At 64.0% G+C, this 19,678-nt stretch carries 24 protein-coding genes; 19 read left to right on the top strand and 5 right to left on the bottom strand.

The window, feature by feature from the left end; translation table 11 throughout:
* Positions 1-256: 256 nt before the first annotated feature.
* Both FO470_RS02380 and FO470_RS02375 read right to left on the bottom strand, forming a co-directional pair.
* Positions 257-1,186 (bottom strand): ImmA/IrrE family metallo-endopeptidase, encoded by a 930-nt coding sequence (locus FO470_RS02380; RefSeq protein WP_144341315.1) that lies wholly within the window; start codon positions 1,184-1,186, stop codon positions 257-259.
* A complete protein-coding gene (locus FO470_RS02375; RefSeq protein WP_144341314.1) occupies positions 1,186-1,506 on the bottom strand; it encodes a helix-turn-helix domain-containing protein in 321 nt (106 codons plus the stop codon). The genes FO470_RS02380 and FO470_RS02375 overlap by 1 nt, the downstream gene beginning before the upstream one ends.
* A gap of 140 nt (positions 1,507-1,646) precedes the next feature.
* On the opposite strand from FO470_RS02375, the gene FO470_RS02370 reads away from it, so the two are divergent.
* The 14 genes from FO470_RS02370 (at position 1,647) to FO470_RS02300 (ending at position 13,133) form a co-directional block, all read left to right on the top strand.
* Positions 1,647-1,886 carry a DUF2188 domain-containing protein gene (locus FO470_RS02370; RefSeq protein ID WP_144341313.1) on the top strand — a complete coding sequence of 80 codons (240 nt, stop codon included), beginning with the start codon at positions 1,647-1,649 and terminating at the stop codon, positions 1,884-1,886.
* An 11-nt stretch (positions 1,887-1,897) separates the two neighbouring features.
* Complete coding sequence (locus tag FO470_RS02365; protein WP_144341312.1) at positions 1,898-3,085, top strand: hypothetical protein; 1,188 nt, start codon at positions 1,898-1,900, stop codon at positions 3,083-3,085.
* Positions 3,060-4,007, top strand: a complete 948-nt coding sequence (locus FO470_RS02360; RefSeq protein WP_246659447.1) for a hypothetical protein — start codon at positions 3,060-3,062, stop codon at positions 4,005-4,007. The genes FO470_RS02365 and FO470_RS02360 overlap by 26 nt, the downstream gene beginning before the upstream one ends.
* A gap of 162 nt (positions 4,008-4,169) precedes the next feature.
* Positions 4,170-4,397 carry a helix-turn-helix transcriptional regulator gene (locus FO470_RS02355; RefSeq protein ID WP_144341311.1) on the top strand — a complete coding sequence of 76 codons (228 nt, stop codon included), beginning with the start codon at positions 4,170-4,172 and terminating at the stop codon, positions 4,395-4,397.
* Positions 4,394-4,864, top strand: a complete 471-nt coding sequence (locus FO470_RS02350; protein ID WP_144341310.1) for a hypothetical protein — start codon at positions 4,394-4,396, stop codon at positions 4,862-4,864. Before FO470_RS02355 ends, FO470_RS02350 begins: the two co-directional genes overlap by 4 nt.
* A gap of 12 nt (positions 4,865-4,876) precedes the next feature.
* On the top strand, positions 4,877-5,200 hold the full coding sequence (locus FO470_RS02345; protein WP_210244891.1) for a hypothetical protein: 324 nt from the start codon (positions 4,877-4,879) through the stop codon (positions 5,198-5,200).
* Between the two features lie 2 nt (positions 5,201-5,202).
* The gene (locus FO470_RS02340; RefSeq protein WP_144341309.1) at positions 5,203-6,078 is read left to right on the top strand and encodes an ATP-binding protein; all 876 of its coding nucleotides are present in this window, start codon (positions 5,203-5,205) and stop codon (positions 6,076-6,078) included.
* Positions 6,079-6,084: 6 nt separating this feature from the next.
* The gene (locus FO470_RS02335) at positions 6,085-6,681 is read left to right on the top strand and encodes a hypothetical protein (protein ID WP_144341308.1); all 597 of its coding nucleotides are present in this window, start codon (positions 6,085-6,087) and stop codon (positions 6,679-6,681) included.
* A gap of 9 nt (positions 6,682-6,690) precedes the next feature.
* Positions 6,691-8,373, top strand: a complete 1,683-nt coding sequence (locus FO470_RS02330) for a DEAD/DEAH box helicase (RefSeq protein WP_144341307.1) — start codon at positions 6,691-6,693, stop codon at positions 8,371-8,373.
* A 15-nt stretch (positions 8,374-8,388) separates the two neighbouring features.
* Positions 8,389-8,787: a DUF6511 domain-containing protein gene (locus FO470_RS19615; protein ID WP_210244890.1), complete on the top strand. Its 399-nt coding sequence runs from the start codon at positions 8,389-8,391 to the stop codon at positions 8,785-8,787.
* On the top strand, positions 8,787-9,545 hold the full coding sequence (locus tag FO470_RS02315; RefSeq protein WP_144341304.1) for a PD-(D/E)XK nuclease family protein: 759 nt from the start codon (positions 8,787-8,789) through the stop codon (positions 9,543-9,545). The genes FO470_RS19615 and FO470_RS02315 overlap by 1 nt, the downstream gene beginning before the upstream one ends.
* Positions 9,497-11,833 carry an AAA family ATPase gene (locus FO470_RS02310; RefSeq protein ID WP_144341303.1) on the top strand — a complete coding sequence of 779 codons (2,337 nt, stop codon included), beginning with the start codon at positions 9,497-9,499 and terminating at the stop codon, positions 11,831-11,833. The genes FO470_RS02315 and FO470_RS02310 overlap by 49 nt, the downstream gene beginning before the upstream one ends.
* Positions 11,834-12,222: 389 nt before the next feature.
* A complete protein-coding gene (locus FO470_RS02305) occupies positions 12,223-12,681 on the top strand; it encodes a hypothetical protein (RefSeq protein WP_144342022.1) in 459 nt (152 codons plus the stop codon).
* The gene (locus tag FO470_RS02300) at positions 12,678-13,133 is read left to right on the top strand and encodes a DUF6362 family protein (protein ID WP_144341302.1); all 456 of its coding nucleotides are present in this window, start codon (positions 12,678-12,680) and stop codon (positions 13,131-13,133) included. The genes FO470_RS02305 and FO470_RS02300 overlap by 4 nt, the downstream gene beginning before the upstream one ends.
* Before the next feature lie 84 nt (positions 13,134-13,217).
* Here FO470_RS02300 and FO470_RS02295 read toward each other — a convergent pair whose 3' ends face one another.
* Together FO470_RS02295 and FO470_RS02290 are read right to left on the bottom strand one after the other, a co-directional pair.
* Positions 13,218-14,495, bottom strand: a complete 1,278-nt coding sequence (locus FO470_RS02295; RefSeq protein ID WP_144341301.1) for a type II toxin-antitoxin system HipA family toxin — start codon at positions 14,493-14,495, stop codon at positions 13,218-13,220.
* Positions 14,492-14,788 (bottom strand): helix-turn-helix domain-containing protein, encoded by a 297-nt coding sequence (locus FO470_RS02290; RefSeq protein ID WP_144341300.1) that lies wholly within the window; start codon positions 14,786-14,788, stop codon positions 14,492-14,494. The genes FO470_RS02295 and FO470_RS02290 overlap by 4 nt, the downstream gene beginning before the upstream one ends.
* Before the next feature lie 470 nt (positions 14,789-15,258).
* Here FO470_RS02290 and FO470_RS02285 point away from each other — a divergent pair, with 470 nt between their 5' ends.
* From FO470_RS02285 to FO470_RS02265, 5 genes are all read left to right on the top strand, one after another.
* Positions 15,259-16,653 carry a site-specific DNA-methyltransferase gene (locus tag FO470_RS02285; RefSeq protein ID WP_144341299.1) on the top strand — a complete coding sequence of 465 codons (1,395 nt, stop codon included), beginning with the start codon at positions 15,259-15,261 and terminating at the stop codon, positions 16,651-16,653.
* Entirely contained in the window at positions 16,643-17,866 is a 1,224-nt protein-coding gene (locus FO470_RS02280) for a site-specific DNA-methyltransferase (RefSeq protein WP_144341298.1), read from the top strand. Before FO470_RS02285 ends, FO470_RS02280 begins: the two co-directional genes overlap by 11 nt.
* A 74-nt stretch (positions 17,867-17,940) precedes the next feature.
* Positions 17,941-18,459 carry a DUF488 domain-containing protein gene (locus FO470_RS02275; RefSeq protein WP_144341297.1) on the top strand — a complete coding sequence of 173 codons (519 nt, stop codon included), beginning with the start codon at positions 17,941-17,943 and terminating at the stop codon, positions 18,457-18,459.
* Complete coding sequence (locus FO470_RS02270) at positions 18,434-19,201, top strand: hypothetical protein (RefSeq protein ID WP_144341296.1); 768 nt, start codon at positions 18,434-18,436, stop codon at positions 19,199-19,201. The genes FO470_RS02275 and FO470_RS02270 overlap by 26 nt, the downstream gene beginning before the upstream one ends.
* 18 nt (positions 19,202-19,219) lie before the next feature.
* Positions 19,220-19,468, top strand: a complete 249-nt coding sequence (locus FO470_RS02265) for a DUF7220 family protein (RefSeq protein ID WP_144341295.1) — start codon at positions 19,220-19,222, stop codon at positions 19,466-19,468.
* On the opposite strand, the gene FO470_RS02260 is transcribed toward FO470_RS02265, so the two are convergent.
* Positions 19,440-19,661, bottom strand: a complete 222-nt coding sequence (locus FO470_RS02260) for a hypothetical protein (RefSeq protein ID WP_144341294.1) — start codon at positions 19,659-19,661, stop codon at positions 19,440-19,442. The genes FO470_RS02265 and FO470_RS02260 overlap by 29 nt on opposite strands.
* Between the last annotated feature and the right edge of the window lie 17 nt (positions 19,662-19,678).

The raw sequence follows: 19,678 nt of genomic DNA, 5'->3' as shown, positions 1-19,678 counted from the left end.
CCTGAAGCCGCTCGGCATCGCTCATCAGGTCGGGGCGCAGGGCGTTGGGGCCAGCCCCCAGGGGACCAAGATCGAAAGCGTTTCGCATGAAGGAAACGCTAGGCAAGCATCCAAATAAAACAAGCAAAATCAGATTGTTATCAAGTTTCTGCGTGCCCGATCAAAAACATTCGAAAGGCCGGAGAGGCGTAGTCTCGGCTTCAATCCGTTTGGAAACCACCACGCGAGCGAATCGCTCACCCAATGCGGAGACGAATCACACCTGTCCGCTCTGGACAAACTGGTCGTAGGTGTCCGGAATATGCTCTTCGGCGAGCGAAACGCCAAAAGGGGCCCGATCAAACATCAGCAGTGTGACGGACAGTCCCAGGCGCTCGGAAAAAATCGTGAGTTCCCGCACCGGCTCTGAACCCCGGCGAAATGTCCAGATGCCCGCGGGCAACTGCACTGCTCGATCCTGGTCTTTCAATGCCGACGGTCCCATTCCCGCGACGGAGGCCTCCGGAATCGGCATGCCCGACGGAATGAAGATCCCGGTCTTGAGCGCGGTGTCGCTCGCGCGCCCCCAACGGGCGTAGCCGTCGTAGGCCACCACCATGGCGGCGCGCGTGTCGGTGAATTCGATCCACTTCCGGACCGCGGCCAAGAGAGAAACGCCATATCTGCGCGTGATGTGTGCGAGAAGCTCGCGCGACATTTCATTCCGGCCGACCTGCACACGATAGTCGTCGATCGGCATCAGAAGATATGAGGCGAATGTGTCGGCTTCTTCCTCGCGCTCCCGTTCGGCCTGCTTCCACTCGTTCGACTGCAGTGGCAAGCACTCGAAGCCGCATTCCTTCGTCAGCAAGCCGTCCCGATAATCCGCCGCCGACAGTTCGGGCCGGTGGAGCATATAATGCCCGAACTCATGCGCGATCGTGAAACGCTCGCGCCCGCGATATTGCGGATTGGTCGAATAGACGATGTGCCAGGCTGGGCGCTTCTTGTGCGGCCGAAGCATGCCCTCGAACCCTGGCAGTTCATCGCCGACAATCTTGTCGATAGGATCGCCGTAGTTGCGCGAAATTTCTCTTGCGAGGCTGGCGACGTCGACGGGAAAGCGGTCGGCTCCGAGGCTGATCTCCAGCAGCTTGGAAAGCCGGATGGCTTCTTTCCTTGGTGACTTCGCAGCCCCTTCGACCATCAATCGTCATCCAAGATATCGAGCATCTTGCGCAGCCGTTCCTTCACGGGTGCATCGAGCTTCTTATACTTGCGGTAGAAGGCGATGTCTGTAGCGTCCTCCGCTTCGTTGGCGCCGTCGCCTTCCAGCAGATACTCAACCGTGGTTTCCAGCGCCGCAGCTATTTGTGCGAGCTTCTCCGCCGAAGGGCGCGCAACCTCTTTGTTCTCTATCTCCCACATGTAGCTTTTGCTGGACCCGACCTTTTCGGCCAGCGCCTCGAGTGTAAGGCCACGTTTGCGCCGTTGCTCTCGAACTCGTTCACCCAAGGGGGTTGGCATTGAACATTCTCCTGCCTGTGCGTGGTTCGTTTTCGCGATACCCCTAGTCCTTGACACGCCATACTCGCAACACCTATCTTGCGCAGAAGTTCGTGATAACGAACTTAACTTCTCGCAATTGCGAAACACAGGAGACCAACATGGCCAAGGGTAAGGGGTCTGGGACCCATCACGTTGTTCCGAACTCGGGTGGAGGCTGGGACGTCCGCCGCGGCGGTGCTGATCGCGCCAGCGGGCACTTCGACGCCAAGCAGGAGGCGGTCGACCGCGGCCGCGAGATCAGCCGCAACGCCGGCACGGAATTCAAGATCCACAACCGCGACGGCCGCATCGGCCAGTCCGATTCGCACGGGAACGACCCGCGCAACATCAAGGGTTAAGGAGATAGGGCATGGCCTCAGTGACGAGCTTCATTCGCAACACGCCTGCTTCGTCGCTGCAGGCCTATTTTTCTCAGGTCGGGATCCTGGGTTCCGTGTCGATCGACTGGTCCGCGGCAGAACCTGAAGTGGTTCGCGGCGCGCTCAAGGCGGTCGACGAAATGGATGAGCAGGCCCGCGCCCGCGTCATCAACGATGCCGAGCGCGTCGGCGCGCTCGCGGACGATGCCGGCCAGACCGCGCTCTACAGCGTGATTGATGATCGAGCGCTCCTCGACGTTCTCGCGAATGGCCATGCTCGTTCACTCTGGCTGTTTCTGAATCACCCGGTGCTGTTCCGTCACGCCGAGGAAGTCCGGTTCACGGACGAGAAGCGGCGTGGTCGGAGCTGGGATGGCTTCATCATCGAGGCTGGCGGGACAGTTCGTCGCGATCCGATTTCCATCGAGGCTTTCAAGGCGTCGCTCCGCACGCGCTTTGCGTCTGCGAACGTCCATGTCGATATTTTTGAGCGCGTGCGCCCCACATTTGAGGGAGAAGACTGCGACCTTGTGCAGATCACCGTCTACCGGGAAGGCCTGCCGGATGACCAGCTTGCCTTCGATGACGGCGGCATACTTATCCGGCGCGCCTATCGTCCGGTGTTCGAGGCGGCAATGACCTATGAGCCGGCGTCTGGAGTCATCGAGGTCGTCGCGAGTGACCGGGAGAGCCGCGCCGAAATGGCGCTGTTCCTGGCGCGCGATCTCCTCGGCGTCGATTTCCAGAACGAGAAGGTCCCGGTTCGTCGCTACGATCTCGACGTGCTGCTGTCGCCATTCGATTTTCCGACCGACCTTGATGATGGCATCGAACGGGTAGACGTCCGCCTGTTGCGGCTGATGCCGCTCGACGCTGTTGGCGAGCGCGTCACGCTGGAGTGCATGGCCAAAGCGGGCCGCACGATCTGGAGCATGGCGGAGGAGAGGCTCGGGCCGGGCAATCCGATCGACGGCGGGTGGGTTGCCACACAGGCCAAGCTGACCATCAAGTTCCATCCGAAGGGCGACGCGAGACGCGGCCGGACTCTCCCTCTGACGATCACCATGCCGCACGGCTGCAATCTCAAGGACCAGACCGAGGAAGAGCAACTGATCGGCGAAAAATATCTCCGCCGCTGGGGGATCCTCGCCGATGATGCGATCGCCTCGAAGCTCTGATCAGGAAGCGCTGGCCCTCGTCTGCGCGATTGCTCAGACCCGTGATGCGCGCATCACCGCTGCTGCCCTGACGAATCATTATCCGGCAGTCGGAGCGCAGCTTCAGGCGCTCGGTGTGCTGACCCGGGTGGGAGACGAGGCGGCGGTGACGTCCATGGCTGACCATGACGATTCGCCGATTTCGCTCGTGCGATCACCTGACGGTCGTTCGTTCGGCTATTTCAGCCCGCAGGCAGGCTGGGTGACGGCGGCACCCGGCGAACAGACTGTCTTTGCTCTGGACTTCGAAGCTCTCCTGCCAAAGCTGCTAGAAGGGCTCGATTGTGCTCTCGCCTCACGCCCTGTGTCTCTGGTGCCCGGATTGATCTGGGAAGTCGGCGCCGCGCGTCTGCCGGGGCGCGCAGCTCGCGTGCCCGTTTGGGTCGGACGTCGGCTGTCGGAGCCGACGGCCTGGGCTTCTTTTCTTGAACAGACTAGGCAGCGACCGGCTCCGGGCGTGCGACTCGTATTGTCGCTGACGCCCGAAGCGAAGTTGCCCAAAGATTATGTGAGTGGGCACGAGATCATCGCCGTGCAATCGGTCATCGACGCAAGCCAAGAGCTCCGCATCGATCCGCAGATCCTGGCTGCGCGCCTGTCGCACCGGCGAGATGACGGCCAACCGGTGTCCATGGCTGCGGACGGCGGTTCGATCACCGTCAGGGGCAAGACCTACGCGTTCACCGGCACGAAACAGCGCGCGATCATTCGATACCTCTTCGAGGCATGGCAGCGAGGCGAGCCCGAATGTCTGACCGCTGCCGTCCTGGAGGCCGCGGACTCCGGCGACCAGGTTCGAACGCTCGGAAAGGCGTTCAAGGGACGCACCGATTGGCGCGAATTCATCAAGGAAGAGCGCGGACGGTGCCGGATCGATCTTTGATACCCACCTGATCCACGTCCAAACCGCCTTCGGGCGGTTTTTTCATTTCAGCCCGCGGAGCTGCGATTCCTCCGCTGGCTCCCTCCTTTCTCCTCCCCGGCTCCTCCCCACGCCCGCGCCATCCTCTCCGCAGGTTTTCGATTGAAACCGAAGGAGACGCAGATGTCGGTCAGGCATTTGAACCAGATCGAGCTCGCCGCTCGCTGGAACATCAGCCACCGCACCCTCGAACGGTGGCGGTGGTCGGGGGAAGGACCCCGCTACATCAAGATCGGCGGCCGGGTCGTTTATCGGCTCGAAGACGTCGAGGAATACGAGAAGGAACAGATCCGCGCGAGCACGGCCAACAAGCCGGCCGCGAAAATGGCGGCGGGGGCGCGCTGGCCATGATTTCCAGCACCATCACGCTCGACGCGATCCGCACCATGCCGGTCGGCGAGATCGCCGTTCTGCCGGCCGATGTCCTCGCCATCCTGCAGCAGGATGCCGACGCCGCGCTGAAAAACGCGAAAACGCTCAAGGACTGGCTCGACGGCGCCATTGCCCTGAAGTTCGGCGAGCGTGCTCGCCAGGCGCGCGCCACGCTGGGCAAGGACACCGGCACTGTCCGCTTCAGCGACGGCGCGGTCATCATCGTGGCCGACCTGCCGAAGAAGGTCGAGTGGGACCAGGGCCGGCTCGCCGCCCTCGTCGAGACGATCCGCGCCTCCGGCGAAGATCCCACCCAATACATCGAGATCAGGCTCGAAGTTTCCGAGCGCGCCTACGGCGCCTGGCCGGACGCGATCCGTCGCGCCTTCGAGCCGGCTCGAACGCTCAAGACCGGCAAACCGACCTTCCGACTTCTCCGCGACTGAAAGGACCAATCGATGTTTTCGTTCGGCAAGACCAAGCCCGAAGAATCTCTGTCCGCGCTCGAAACGCTGCGCGATGCGCATTGCGGACTCGCCACGCTTCCCGATGCCATCCGTGTCCCGGCGGTGCCGGGCCAGGATGCGATCGACGCCAAGCCGATCACCGAGGTGACCCTCGACGACATCGCTTTCGCCCTGCGTGGGCTGGAGGCTGCGTCCAACGCGCTCATCGATCAGATGTACGCGCTGCGCAAGCTCAGCCAGATCGCGCGGGATGCCGGCGGTCTCGGGGCAGATCGCGCCGTCGATGTCGCGACCCGTGCGACGAAGGAGCGCTGATCATGGCGCTCCCCATCATCACCGCGGATCAGCGGCTCGCCGAGGCGCGTGGCGTCAAGGGCTGCATTTTCGGCAAGTCCGGCATCGGCAAGACCTCGCTGCTCTGGAGCCTCGATCCGCAGACGACGCTCTTCATCGACCTCGAGGCGGGCGATCTCGCCATCGAAGGCTGGACTGGCGATGCGCTCCGGCCGCGCACCTGGGCTGAATGCCGCGATCTCGCCGTGTTCATCGGCGGGCCGAATCCGGCATTGCGCGCGGACCAAGCCTATGGCGAGGCGCATTTCGCTGCTGTGGCTGAACGCTTCGGCCCGCCGAGCGCCCTCGATCGCTACGAGACGATCTTCGTCGACTCGATCACAGTCGCCGGCCGGCTCTGCTTCCAGTGGTGTCGCGGCCAGCCCGAGGCCATTTCGGAGAAGACCGGCAAGCCCGACGTGCGCGGCGCCTACGGCCTGCATGGCCGCGAGATGATCGCCTGGCTCACCCAGCTTCAGCACGCCCGGGCAAAGAACGTCTGGTTCGTCGGGATCCTCGACGAGCGTCTCGACGACTTCAATCGTCGCGTCTTCTCGCCCCAGATCGATGGCTCGAAGACCGGCCTCGAACTGCCCGGCATCGTCGACGAGGTCCTGACGATGGCGGAGGTGAAGGCTGAAGACGGCACCAAACGGCGCGCCTTCATCTGCCAGACGCTGAACCCGTTCGGCTTCCCGGCAAAGGACCGTAGCGGCCGGCTCGACATGATCGAGGAACCGCATCTCGGCCGCCTGATGGCGAAAATCCGCGGGCCTGCACGCCAGCCCCTCGACTTCTCCGGCCGCCTGCCGGGCCACCCCCATCCCGACACCTCTTCGAACGACACGACCACGGAGTGATCCCCCATGTCCAATTGGAGCGATTTCAACGACGCCAAGACGCCGACGAACGTCATCCCGAAAGGCGCCATCGCCAAGGTGCGCCTCTCGATCCGCCCCGGCGGTTATGACGATCCCGGCCAGGGCTGGACCGGCGGATATGCGACGCGCGGCTCGACCGGCGCGGTCTATCTCAACGCCGAGTTCACGGTCCTTGAAGGCCCGTATGCGCGGCGCAAGATCTTCTCGCTGATCGGTCTTTACAGCCCGAAGGGTCCCGACTGGGGCAATATGGGCCGGGCGCTGATCCGCGCGATCCTCAATTCCGCGCGCGGCATCTCCGACAAGGATGTCTCGCCGCAGGCGCAAGCTGCCCGGCGCATCCGTGGCTTCGCCGATCTCGATGGCATCGAGTTCGTCGCTAAGATCGACATCGGCACGGACACCAACGGCGATCCGAAGAACGAAATCCGCACCGCCGTCACGCCCGACCACAAGGAATATGCCGCGGCGATGGGGCCGGTGACCCAGTCGTTCGGCTTCCAGGGCTCGGCTGGCGCGCAGGCGCCGGCTCAGCCTGCCGCTGCTCCGGCCGCCGGCATGCGTCCCTCCTGGGCACAGTGAGGCGATGCCATGCTGCTTCGCCCCCGTCAGAAACTCTTCGTGGACCGCAGCATCTCGGCGCTCCGGTTCCATGGCAACACGATCGGCGTGGCGCCCACGGGCGCCGGCAAGACGATCATGCTCTCCGGCGTCGCCGGCGAGATCCTGAAGGACAGTGACGCCAAGGCCTGCATGCTTGCCCATCGCGACGAGCTGACCGCGCAGAACCGCGCCAAATTCGCCCGCGTCAATCCGGAAATCTCAACCTCAGTGGTCGATGCGAAGGAAAAGTCCTGGAGCGGGCGAGCGACCTTCGCCATGGCGCCAACGCTCGCGCGGGAAACCAATCTCGGCCAGATCCCGGCGCTCGACCTCCTCGTCATCGACGAGGCGCATCACGCCGCAGCCGACAGCTATCGTCGCATCATCGACCGGGTCCGCGAGCGCAATCCGAAGGCATTCATCTACGGCGTCACCGCGACGCCGAACCGGGGCGATCGCAAGGGGCTGCGCCCGGTCTTTTCGAACGTCGCCGATCAGATTCGCATCGGCGAGTTGATCGCCTCAGGACATCTCGTGCCGCCGCGGACCTTCGTGATCGACGTCGGCGTGCAGTCCGACCTCGGCAAGGTGCGCAAGACCGCCGACGACTTCGACATGACCGAGGTCGCCAAGGTGATGAACCGCACGCCGGTGACCGAGGCGGTGATCCAGCACTGGCGCGACAGGGCCGGCGACCGGCAGACGGTGGTCTTCTGCGCCGATGTCGCCCATGCGACCGCGGTGGCGCAGGCCTTCCGCCAGGCCGACGTGCCGACGGTGCTCGTGACCGGCGAAATGCCGGATGCCGCACGCAAGGCCGCGCTCGCCGATTTTGCGGACGGCCGGGCGCGCGTCGTCGTCAACGTGGCCGTGCTCACCGAGGGCTGGGACCACCCGCCGACCTCCTGCGTCGTGCTGCTGCGCCCCAGCTCCTATCGCTCGACCATGGTCCAGATGGTTGGCCGGGGTCTCAGGACGGCGAACCCGCAGGAGCATCCGGACATCCTCAAGACCGACTGCATCGTGTTGGATTTCGGGACCTCGACGCTCCTGCACGGCTCGCTGGAGCAGGACGTCGATCTCGACGGGCGCGAGCTGTCCGGGGACGCGCCAACCAAAACCTGCCCGTCCTGCGAGGCGATCATTCCCCTCTCGTCGCGGGAATGCCCGCTTTGCGGTCACGCCTTCGCCTGCGACGACGGGGGTGATGAGCCGCAGCCCCTCGGCGATTTCGTGATGAGCGAGATCGATCTGCTCAAACGGTCGAGCTTCAAGTGGTGTGATCTCTTCGGGGACGACGCTGCTCTGGTCGCCACCGGCTTCACCGCCTGGGCAGGCGTCTTCTTCCTCAACGGGCGCTGGTATGCGGTTGGCGGTCGGCAAGGACAGCCGACCACGCTCGTCGGCGCGGGCGAGCGCATGGTGTGCCTCGCGGCGGCCGATGACTGGCTCAACGAGCACGAGAGCGACGAGAGCGCGCACAAGACCCGCCGCTGGCTTTCGCAGCCGCCTACCGACAGGCAGCTCGCGCTTCTGCCGGCGGAGTATCGGCAGGATTTCGGGCTCACCCGCTACCAGGCCTCGGCGCTGATCGCCTTCCAGTTCAACAAGGCTGCAATCCGCAGGCTCGTGTTCGGCGCCGACCGCAACGCTCTGGCGAGGGCCGCGTGATGGCGGACCAGCTCCATGACGTCGACGCTCCCCTCGACCCGCGAGCGGCTCTGGCACCCGCGCGGGATCCCCTGCGCCGTCTGCTGGCGACCGGCGCGTGGCTTTGGCTGGCGCGAGCCCTTCCGTTCCAGTCGGCCGCGCCCGGATCGCTGGTTCTGCTCGATCACCTGTCAGGCCTTCTGGTCCTCGTCGGCACGGAGGCGTTCCGTGGTTGACCTCACCGAACAGGAACGCGCGGCCATGCGCGCGGCGCTGAAACCCGTCGCCGAACTCATGGAGGAGATCGGCTGGGCGACGCCACTCGCCGGCCTATCGGAAGCGCAGGTGCTCACGCTGATCGAAGCGGCCGTCGGCGCCTTCCAGGAAGCGATGGCGGCGAGCGCTGCGCGTGCGAGCACGGAGATTCCGTTCTGATGCTCAACTTCAACCATCGCGCCAGCATCGCCGATCACCTGAACCAGCGCATCGATGCCGCGCTCGCAGCCGAGCGCGGGGCGACATCGGCGCGCACCTATCTCGGCGCTTCCCGTCTCGGCGTCCCCTGCGATCGCGCGCTGCAGTTCGAATTCACGGACACGCCGCGCGATGCGGGGGCGGACCTCGATGGTCGGACGCTCAGGATCTTCGAGATCGGTCATGTGCTCGAAGATGTGGCGATCCGTTGGCTGCACGCGGCCGGTCTCGATCTCGTCACCCGCACGAAGGACGGCGGGCAGATCGGTTTTTCGGTGGCGAGCGGCCGAATCCGCGGTCACGTCGACGGCGTCGTTTTCGGCGCACCGGGCTTCCCGGCTCTTCAGGCCCCGGCGATCTGGGAATGCAAGACCATGAACGCCAAGGCGTGGCGGGAGACCGTCGCCAAGGGCGTCGTCCTGGCGAAGCCGATCTATGCCGTCCAGATCGCGCTCTACCAAGCCTATATGGAACCGGCGCTGCCGGGCGTCTCGGAGCATCCGGCGCTCTTCACTGCGATCAACAAAGACACGGCCGAGCTTCACCATGAACTCGTGCCCTTCGACGCTGCTCGCGCGCAAGCCGCGAGCGATCGTGCCGTGCGCATCCTGCGCGCCACCGACGTCCACGAGCTGTTGCCGCGTGTCGCGCATGATCCCGCCCATCACGAATGCCGCTTCTGCCCTTGGGCCGAACGCTGCTGGAGGTTGCCAGGATGAGCGGGGACGACGCCTCGACCGGCAACGTCGTGCGCATCGATGCCTGGCGGGACTTCAACGATGCAGCCCCGACCGCCGATCCCATGCTCGCGCCGGACGCCGAGACGATCGCGCTCTTCATCGACCGCGTCTTTGGCTATTGCGACGGGCTGATCCCGGTCCGCGGCCTGCCCGAGAAGGGAAGCTCCGGCCGGCCGCACACGTCCTGGCTTCCGGTCGATTCTGGGGCTGCGGCGCACGTTCACACCACGGCGGTGTGGGCCGCTCGTGAGGGCGCGGCGCTCTATGTCGTGCCCGGCACGGTCGCCGAACAGGGGCAGGCCAGAGCGGATGACATCCAGCAGATCCAGACGATCGTCGCCGATCTCGATACCGACGATGTCGAGGTCAAGCTCGCACATTTCAGGCGGTATCTGCCGCCGCCCGTGATGGTGGTCGAGAGCGGCGGACGCACCGAGACCGGCGCGCCGAAGCTCCATGTCTGGTGGCGGCTCAACGAGCCGGCGGAAGGAGCGGACATCGATCTCGTCTGCGCGCTGCGCGGGATGATCGCCGACAAGGTCGGCGGCGATCCGCATTTCCGTTCCGCCCACCAGCCCATCCGTGTCGCCGGCACGCTCTATTTCAAAGGCGGGGCAACGCGCCTTGTCGCAATCCGCGAGATTTCTTCGAGCGAGGTTGACCTGCGGGAATTCGCGGATTCCGTGGACATGATGCCAGTGCTGCAGGGCATCACGCCGCCGATGGCGGAGACATCGCACCACCCAAAGGCCACCCTCGACGACGTCCTGAAGCGGCGCACGCGCGCCGGCGGGATCGATCCCATCACCCGCTTTGAAGCAGCGAGCATGGTGATCGGTCACCACGTCCGTCTCGTCCATGAAGGACGCGAAACCGAGGAAGAGGCCCGCCAAGCGATCCAGCAGTTCAATCAGGCATGCCTCGATCCGCCTTGGCCGGCCGAGCGCGTCGGCGCCGAATTCGACCGGCTGTGGCGAAGGCATGTGGCCCGCAACGGGCCGGGTCTCACACTCACCGCTCCGCCGATCGCCGCCATTCCGGCCTTTAGTCTCGGCGCGCTGCTCGATGACCAGAGCCCCATGCCAGCCGACATCATCGCGCCGCGCGTGCTCACGCCGGGCGGTATGCTGGTGCTCGGCGGCGCGCCGAAGGTGGGCAAGAGCGACTTCCTGATCAGCCTTCTCACCCACATGGCGGCGGGGTCGGCTTTTCTCTGCTTCAAACCGCCGCGTCCTCTGCGGGTCTTCTATCTCCAGGCGGAGATCGACTACCACTATTTGCGCGAGCGCTTGCAGGGCTTGAACCTCCCGAAATCCGTGCTCGCAACTGCGCGCGACAATCTCGTCGTGACGCCGAAGCTGCGGCTCATTCTGGACGGTCGCGGTCTTGCGCTGGTCGAGGCAGCGATGCTGGGCGCCTTCGATGGCGAGCGCCCCGACATCCTGTGCATCGACCCGATCCGCAATCTGTTCGACGGTGGACCGGATGGCGGCGGCGAGAACGACAACGACGCCATGTTGTTCTTCCTGCAGGCGCGCGTGGAAGCATTGCGCAATGCCGCCGCGCCGGAAGCGGGGCTCATTCTCAGCCACCACACCCGAAAAGCGCAGAAGCGGCAGATCGCGGAAGACCCCTTTCTGGCGCTCGCCGGCGCAAGTGCGCTTAGAGGCTTCTACAGCGCCGGCATTCTGATGCATCGGCCCGACGAGGATCGTCCCGAGCGTCGCCTCGAGTTCGAGCTGCGCAACGGACCCGCGCTCGATCCGATCCTGATCGACAAGCGTCAGGGGCGCTGGGTCATCATCGATCCGAAATCCGAACGGATCGTGCGCAAGGACCTCGGCGAACGCCTCGATGCCGAGCGCGCGCGCAAGCGCGACGTGATCCTGCAAATCCTCGACGACCAGGCGCGAGCCGGGCACCTCTACACCGCTTTGCAGTTCGCCGAGGCCTTCGAAAACCAGGCCGGGCTTGGCGGCCGGACCACGATCCGCGAGCGCGTCAGCGTTCTCACCACCAAGGGCTATGTGAAGTTCACCCGCGACGGCCGCCCCTACGGCCTGCCCAATGCCCGCTCAAAGCTCGGCTACCTCGTGATCGAGGGCATGCACTTCCCCGCCGGTGAGACGATCGATCCCGACACGGGGGAGATCACGCCGTCCTTCATCCCCGTTCTTCCAACCCACTACAAGTCGGCTCAGACCGGCGCGGTCCTCGACGTCGAGAATCCGCTCGTCTGGGTCTATCCCGAAGGAGAGACCCCATGATCACGCCCGTCGAGAAGTTGCCAAAGCGACGGTTCTGGCAACTGACAACTTCGGCAACTGGCAACTTGCCGACACAGAAATCCTTTTCAGTTCAATGTGTTACGCCGGCGGCGGAGTTGCGGGCCGGCAATCTGGCAACTTCCTTTTGGCAATTTGGCAACTCCAAAAAGAGTGGCGATTTCAACAGCTTGGGGAAGCTGCCAGATTGCCGGAATTTCCGCTCTCCCTACGGGAGAGACGAGCGAGCTCCTGTCAGGCGCGCTCGTCCGTCGCGACTTGGGTCATCGGCAGCAGTGTTGGCGACCTCGTTCCAGCCCGTCCTCGTGACCGGCAATGAGCCGGGCGCCTTGCTGGTCAGTCCGGGCCACGGCCAGAATGGCTCGGGCGCCATGCTTGCTCTCGATCTCGGCACGACGACCGGCTGGGCCATGCGGCTCGCGACTGGCCATATCCTCTCGGGCTCGGTCTCGTTCCGGCCCAGCCGCTTCGACGGTGGCGGCATGCGGTATGTCCGCTTTGCAGGCTGGCTCGACTCGATGGCCGACGATGCTGCCGGGCTCGCCGCCATCTACTTCGAAGAGGTCCGCCGCCACCTCGGTATCGATGCCGCCCATCTCTATGGCGGCTTTCTGGCGACGCTGACGGCATGGTGCGAACATCGGGGCATTGCCTATCAGGGCGTTCCCGTCGGCACGATCAAGCGTCATGCGACGGCCAAGGGTAACGCAGGCAAAGACGCTGTGATCGCGGCCGTCACCGCGCGAGGCTTCAACCCGAAGGACGACAACGAGGCCGACGCCATCGCGCTGCTCCTCTGGGCCATCGAAACTCAGGGAGGCGTGCGATGAGCGAATGGACGCCGAGCCTCGTCGAAGCCCGCCTTGCCGAAGCAGCCTATGTCCTGAAGCGTCTGCCTTCGGCGAGGGTCCAGGGGTATTTCAGCACCTGGCCGAAGATTTTCTATGAGTTCAGCGATCTGGTCGGCCAGGAACCAAGGCCGATGCGCGTCCCGCCGTCTCCGGCCGCCATCAGCCGAATGGAGGAGACGCTGAGCTGGACGACCGGTCTCGATCCGGTCGACGGCAAGATCATTTGGCTGCGCGCCCACGGCGAGCGTTGGAAGACCATTTGCTGGACCGTCGGGCTGCAACGCTCCGCCGCCAATGAACATTGGCTCTACGCCCTCTGCGTCATCGCCTGGCGCTTGAACCACCGTCCCGTGCCAAAGCTCCGGTCCAGACGCTATGTCATCGAAATGGTGAAGCGGGCTTGCGAGCCTTTGGAGCTGCCCCAGGAATAGCGGGGCCACGCCCGAATGCACACCCAATTGCACCCATTTCCGCCGAATGCGGCCCGCTGCCGTCATTGCAATGCGGTGCCCCTGTCAATCCGGGAAGAGCCGGGCGCATCGTTCGGCGCGCGCGCTCAAGATATCGACCATTCTTGGAATGACCGGATGATCGAGGCCTTCGCTGCGCGCCTGATCCGCAACCGCATGAATGGCCGCGGGCAAGGCGCTCGCCATGGCGCGGGCGGCATTAAGGACATCCTGCTTCGGAAGGCGTGTCTCGACCGCAAACTGCTCCCACTGCCGCGGACCGATGTCTTCGATGAGATATGCGCCGCCGATCCTGTTAGCGAGCTTCAGCTTGCGCGGATCGAAATCGTAGACCAGCGTGCTGGCAACGTCATAGAGGGGGGCGAGACGGGCTCGTCCACCAGCGCCGATCAGCATGGAAAAGTTCTTCGCATGCGCGTCCGTGCCGCCGATCAGCCAGTTGAAAATCAGGGCGCGAGCGAATGTCCACTCGTCTTCCTGGGGAACTCCCGAATAGGCGCGAATGACTTCCAGCATTTCGCCTAGCGCAGGGCCACCCTCGTTCTGATACTTTTTGGTGGGCGGCAAGCCGAGCGCTTGGCAGACGTCCTCCTGATGCAGGCGTCGAATGCCGGCTGCGGTGCGTTGGCGATCATAGCGTTCGACGACGATCGCCATCTCGTCATCGAAGCGCATGACGCGCGACCGGGCGGCGGGAAATCCGAGCGCGCGCGACAGCGCGAGGCACAGATGCTCGTTTTCAGCGTGACCGTCAAAGGCGTCGATCGGCGGTTTCAAGATGTGCGTCGTGGCCATGCGACCGGACGGTATTCCCCAGCGTTCACCATCGAAGAGAAGTGCGGTCTTCGGTTGGGCTCCGGCCAGGCTGAACTGACCGGCGTCCCGCGCCACACGCCAAGCCGACTGGTCCTTGCGCAGAAGGGCAAGGCGCTCAGCTATGTCGCTTGACGAGAGCCAAGCCACGAAGCCCTGATCGGCTTCCATGAGCGTTGGCACACGCTCGGAGGGGGCCAACTGGATGGCGCCCGCACAATCCTCACCGACGGCGCCCAGAAGGGCGAAGGCGTTGCGTGGCGAAACCTGAAACCTCTGTCCCCAACGGGCGAGTATCGCCTCATTGTCCGGCAGGAGCCCCCAAAGCCACGGCTCGATCCGTCCATGCTCATGCTCGGCGACCACGAGCGGCATGGAGAGGGAAAGCGGATAGGCATTGCTGCTCCTCCGCCAGCCGTCGTGGTAGACGAAGGCCAGACGCCCCGAACGCGAGCGGCGGACTTCGCCCATGATGTGGCCATCGGCGAGGACGACGAGCCGGTCGGTCATCGGGCATCCCCCTTCAGGGATGAGACGACGGCGTCAATGTCGACGGGCGCGATCTCGTCATGGTTGCCGGCCCTGCGATTGGAAGCCTCTTCGTCGACAGAAAGCGTGAGCCCGAGCGTTGACAGCGTGCGCAGGACCAGGCCGATCTCGGCGCGGGCCTTGCCCTGCTCGATCGCCACGAGCCATTGCCGGCCAACACCAGCCTTTGAGGCAAGCTCGCCTTGGCTGAGACCAAGCCTGCGCCGTCTGTCGCGAATGATGAGGCCGAGATCCAGAGGGGTGCGGATGTGCATGGCGCGAGGCCTTCGTGTCGTCGAACGGCAACAATATAGCAATGTCGTCGCTCGACGACAAGACAAACTGTAGCCGAACGGCGACAGGCAGCCTGTGGTCCCCAGCCCCTGAGCTGTGCGCGGCGATTGAGGGTATCCGCGCGAAGCCCTGCGGAAGATGTCCGGCGGACACTTTTCGCTGAGACGAAAAGCCCGAATGAGGCTAGGTTTCGGGGCATCCTCGCAGGAGGCGCGAGCGCAGCGCCCCGGCCGGTCGAAAGGCCCGGGTCCTTCCCGGCCCTTGCGCTATGCGGAGGGCAGCAGCGCAGAACTTCGCTAGTGCCACCCCGGAAACCTGAGTTACCAGCCGACAAGGGCTGGTTACCGGCTCTCTCGCGAACCTTCTGAATTATTTCACAGTTCCGCGCGCCTCCGTTGGCATCGCAAGTGGTAACCAGCGCGCGTCGGTTACCGGATGAACCTCGCCCGCCATGTCGCCCCGCTTGCCTGACGCGATCGAACATTGGTCGATCGATCGGCTGCAGTCCTATGCGCGTAATCCGCGAACCCATGACGACGCCCAGGTCGCCCAGATCGCGGCCAGTATCGTCGAGTTCGGCTGGACCAACCCCGTGCTCATCTCCGTCGATGGCGACGTCATCGCAGGCCATGGTCGACTGGAGGCCGCCAGGCGACTCGGGCTCGATACCGTGCCGGTGGTGATCCTCGATCATCTGACCCCTGCGCAGCGGCGGGCTTACGTCATCGCGGACAACAAGCTCGCCCTCAACGCGAGCTGGGACGATGCGCTCCTCGCTGGCGAACTTCATGCCCTCAACAGCGAGGGCTTCGATCTTACGCTCACCGGATTCAGCGAGGACGAACTCGACGACCTACTGGCGCCGATCGACGAGAACGAGGCGGACACCGACGCCGCTGCCGATGACATCGACGAGACGTCGGCGCTGCCCACCGATCCGGTCACCCTGCCGGGCGATCTTTGGCGCCTTGGCAATCATCGTCTTCTGTGCGGCGATAGCACCGACGCAGCCGTCGTTGCGCGCGTTGTCGATGGCGCCAAGGCGACGCTTCTGTTCACGTCGCCGCCCTACGCGCAGCAGCGTACCTATACGGGCGGGATCGGCGACTGGGACGCTCTCATGCAGGGCGTCTTCCGCCACGCAGGGGCGGTGCTGTCCGAGGACGGCCAGCTGCTCGTCAATCTCGGCCTCGTCCATCGCGACAACGAATGGCAGCCCTATTGGGCGGATTGGCTCGACTGGATGCGCAGCGACGGCTGGCGTCGCTTCGGCCTCTACGTGTGGGACCAAGGGCCGGGCCTCCCCGGCGATTGGAACGGGCGATTGTCGCCAGCCTTCGAGTTTCTGTTCCACTTCAATCGCAAGGCGCGCAAGCCGAACAAGATCGTGCCCTGCAAATGGGCTGGACACGTCAATGACAGCCACGGCGGAATGCGCGCGCAGGACGGTACCGTCGGCGCCTGGTCGCATGCCGGCCAAGGCGTTCAGGAGATGCGGATTCCCGACAGCGTGGTGCGCATCACGCGCCACAAGGCTCGCGGCATCGAAACCGAGCATCCGGCTGTGTTTCCGATCGCGTTGCCGGAATTCGTGATGCAGGCCTTTTCGGCCGAGGGGGATCTGGTCTTCGAGCCTTTCGCCGGTTCTGGGACCTGCATCCTCGCCGCTGAACGTTGCGGTCGGCGCGTTGCGGCCATTGAACTTGCGTCCGAATACGTCGATCTCGCGATCGCGCGCTGGCGAAAGCTTCATCCGACTGTGCCCGTCATGCTCGACGGCGAAGAGCGAACCTTCGAGGACATCGCCGCAGCCCGCGGCAAGGGAGAGAAGAGCCGTGCGGCGTGACGCCTCGACGATCGAGCGCGTCCCGGTCGAAGCGCTTCTGCCCTACGCAGCCAATGCGAGGACGCATTCTGACGACCAAATCGCGCAGATCGCGGCTTCCATCGCCGAATTCGGCTTCAACGCGCCCTGTCTGATCGACGAGCGCGGCATTCTCATTGCCGGGCATGGACGGCTTCTGGCGGCCAAACGGCTCGGCTTGCGTGACGTTCCCATTATTCGGCTCGCCCATCTCACCGATGCGCAGGCGCGTGCCTATCGCATCGCCGACAATCAGATCGCGCTCAACGCCGGCTGGGATGAGGCGACGCTTGCGGCCGAGCTTGCGCGGCTGAAGGAGGACGGTCTCGACCTCGATCTGCTCGGTTTCGAGGAGGATGAACTCGATCGGCTCCTGTCTGGTGCTGATGTCGACGCCGACAGGCCCGAAAGCGATGAAGACAGCATCCCGGATCCGCCGAAAGAGGCCGTCACACGGCCCGGAGACCTCTGGATTCTCGGTTCTCACCGGCTCCTGTGCGGGGACGCGACGTCGGCTTCCGACGTGACGCGGCTGCTCGATGGGGCAAAGCCACATCTCATGGTCTCCGATCCGCCCTATGGCGTCGAATACGACCCGAACTGGCGCAACGACGCCGGCGTCTCGGCAACGACGCGGACCGGAAAGGTGCGGAATGACGATCGCGCCGACTGGCGCGACGCATGGCGCCTCTTCCCCGGCGATGTCGCCTATGTCTGGCATGCCGGCATCCACACCAGGACCGTGATCGAAAGCCTGGAGGCCGCGGATTTCGCGATCCGCTCACAGATCATCTGGTCGAAGTCGCGTTTCGTGCTCGGCCGGGGCGACTATCATTGGCAGCATGAGCCCTGCCTCTACGCCGTCCGTCGCCAGGCGACGGGACATTGGCAAGGCGCTCGCGATCAGTCAACTCTCTGGGCGATCGGCGTGAGTGGCAACGAGGACGAGGCGACCGTTCACGGCACGCAGAAGCCGGTCGAGTGCATGCGCCGCCCAATTCTGAATAATTCGGCCAAGGGCGAGCTGGTCTACGAGCCCTTTGCGGGCAGCGGCACGACGATCATCGCCGCCGAGACCACCGATCGCGCCTGTCTCGCGATCGAGATCGATCCCAGCTATTGCGATGTGATTGTCGAACGGTGGCAGACGTTCTGTGGCCGACAAGCCGAAAGGACGCCCGCCCAGACATCTTGACGTCGGCCCTTAACCGCGCCTTAACCATGTCACCTTGATGATTAACGATAAAATAGGCGGAGAATCGGAGTGATATGCCGACTGCGGCGCTGCATACCATCGGCTATGAAGGTAGTTCGATAGAAGATTTCCTGGCGACGTTGACGCACGTTGGCATCGATTTGCTTATCGACGTGCGCGATGTTCCGATCTCGCGAAAGAAGGGCTTTTCCAAAAACGGACTTGCTCAACAACTTCGCGCGCAAGGCGTCGATTATCTTCACTTGAAGGGCTTGGGGGACCCCAAGCCTGGCCGCGTCGCAGCGCGCGAGGGGCGTTTCGAGGATTTCCGACGCATCTTCGACGCCCATCTGCGTTCGGAAACTGCGCAAGCGGATTTGGTGCGCGGCATCGAAGCCGCCAAGGATCGTTTCGCGTGCTTGCTCTGCTTTGAGCGCGATCACAAGCATTGTCATCGGTGCATCGTTGGCGAGGAGATGGCGCGACGTGGTGGGTTTCGTCTGGTTCATCTGGGGGTGAACCAGGCCGGCAAGCCGTGGCCCAAGATAGGGAGCGCGCGCACGCACCATGCAGCCGCCCTCCACATCGGGTAGCACCGAAGCCGTCGTCATCATCAAAGCGGCGCCGCAGGTTGGTCAGCGGCACGGCGAAACCGTTTGTTGCGCCGGGATCGACCTCTACGGTAATTGGCTGCGTCTCTACCCGGTTTCGTTTCGACTTCTCGAAGACCGCAAGAAGTTCGGGCGGTGGGACCGGATTCAATTCAAGTGGCGCCTCCCGAACGACGATACCAGGCCAGAAAGCCGCCGGGTGGATCAGGATTCAATCGACATAGTCGGCGAGCTGAAGAAGGCTGAACGCGAGCGGTTCCTGGCCAAATCGATCGTCACCAGCCTGCAGCGCGAGCGCGGTGCGGGCAGATCGTTGGCGCTTCTCAGGCCCGAGATCCTGGAGTTTGTCGTCGAGAAGAAGGAAGCGTCTGAGATCGCGGAAGAGACCGCTCGATTTGAAGCTCTGCGTGCCCAAACCGACCTGTTCGCCAAACAGACGACGCCCTACCAACCCTGTCCTTATCGCTTCCGGTATCGATATCGGACCGATGATGGAGAGCGCTTTGGCACATGCCAGGACTGGGAAACAGAAGCGGCGTTCTTCAATTGGTCTCGGCAATACGGCGAGGCTCAGGCGGCCGATGAGGTTCGCAAGGTCTTTGGCGAGGAATATCCACGCAAAGGCATGTTGCTGGCGATGGGCACGCACTCGCAGTACCCCGACACCTGGCTGATAAACGGGATCGTTCGACTCCCGGACATCGAACAGGGCGCTCTTTTCTAGCAAGAAAGAACTCGCGCGATGCGCCAAACGCGCGCCATGTCTCTGGTGGAAGCCATCGTCAACGTATTCGTCGGTTATGGCGTCGCCGTCACGACGCAGATTCTGGTCTTTCCGTGGTTCGGGCTGCACGCCACGCTCGGCGATACACTCGCGATCGGACTGATCTTTACGCTCGTTTCGATCGCACGGTCCTATTGCCTCCGGCGGCTGTTCGAACGGCTCACGGGCATGGGCCGCCTCACGATCGCGGCGTCTCGTCGAAGATAGCGATCATCTCGTCCACCCAGTCTGCATCTGTCGAGCGCAGCACGACTGCAGCGAGCAATTGCACCATGCGCGGCAGAGCTTGATCCTCGGGGTAATCGGCGAGCATGAACGAAAGCTCGCCGTCAGCGGAGACAATGAGCGCGGAGGCATCCGATGGCAGAATGCTGCCGTGGTCCGTCGAGGCAGGGGTCATCACATCACCAATAATAT

Origin of the sequence: Ancylobacter moscoviensis, from assembly GCF_007559435.1 — a bacterium.
In the GTDB taxonomy this organism is placed as follows: Bacteria; Pseudomonadota; Alphaproteobacteria; order Rhizobiales; family Xanthobacteraceae; genus Ancylobacter; species Ancylobacter moscoviensis.
The sequence above is the reverse complement of the archived record's forward strand: the minus strand, read 5'-3'. Positions and strand labels throughout refer to the sequence as shown.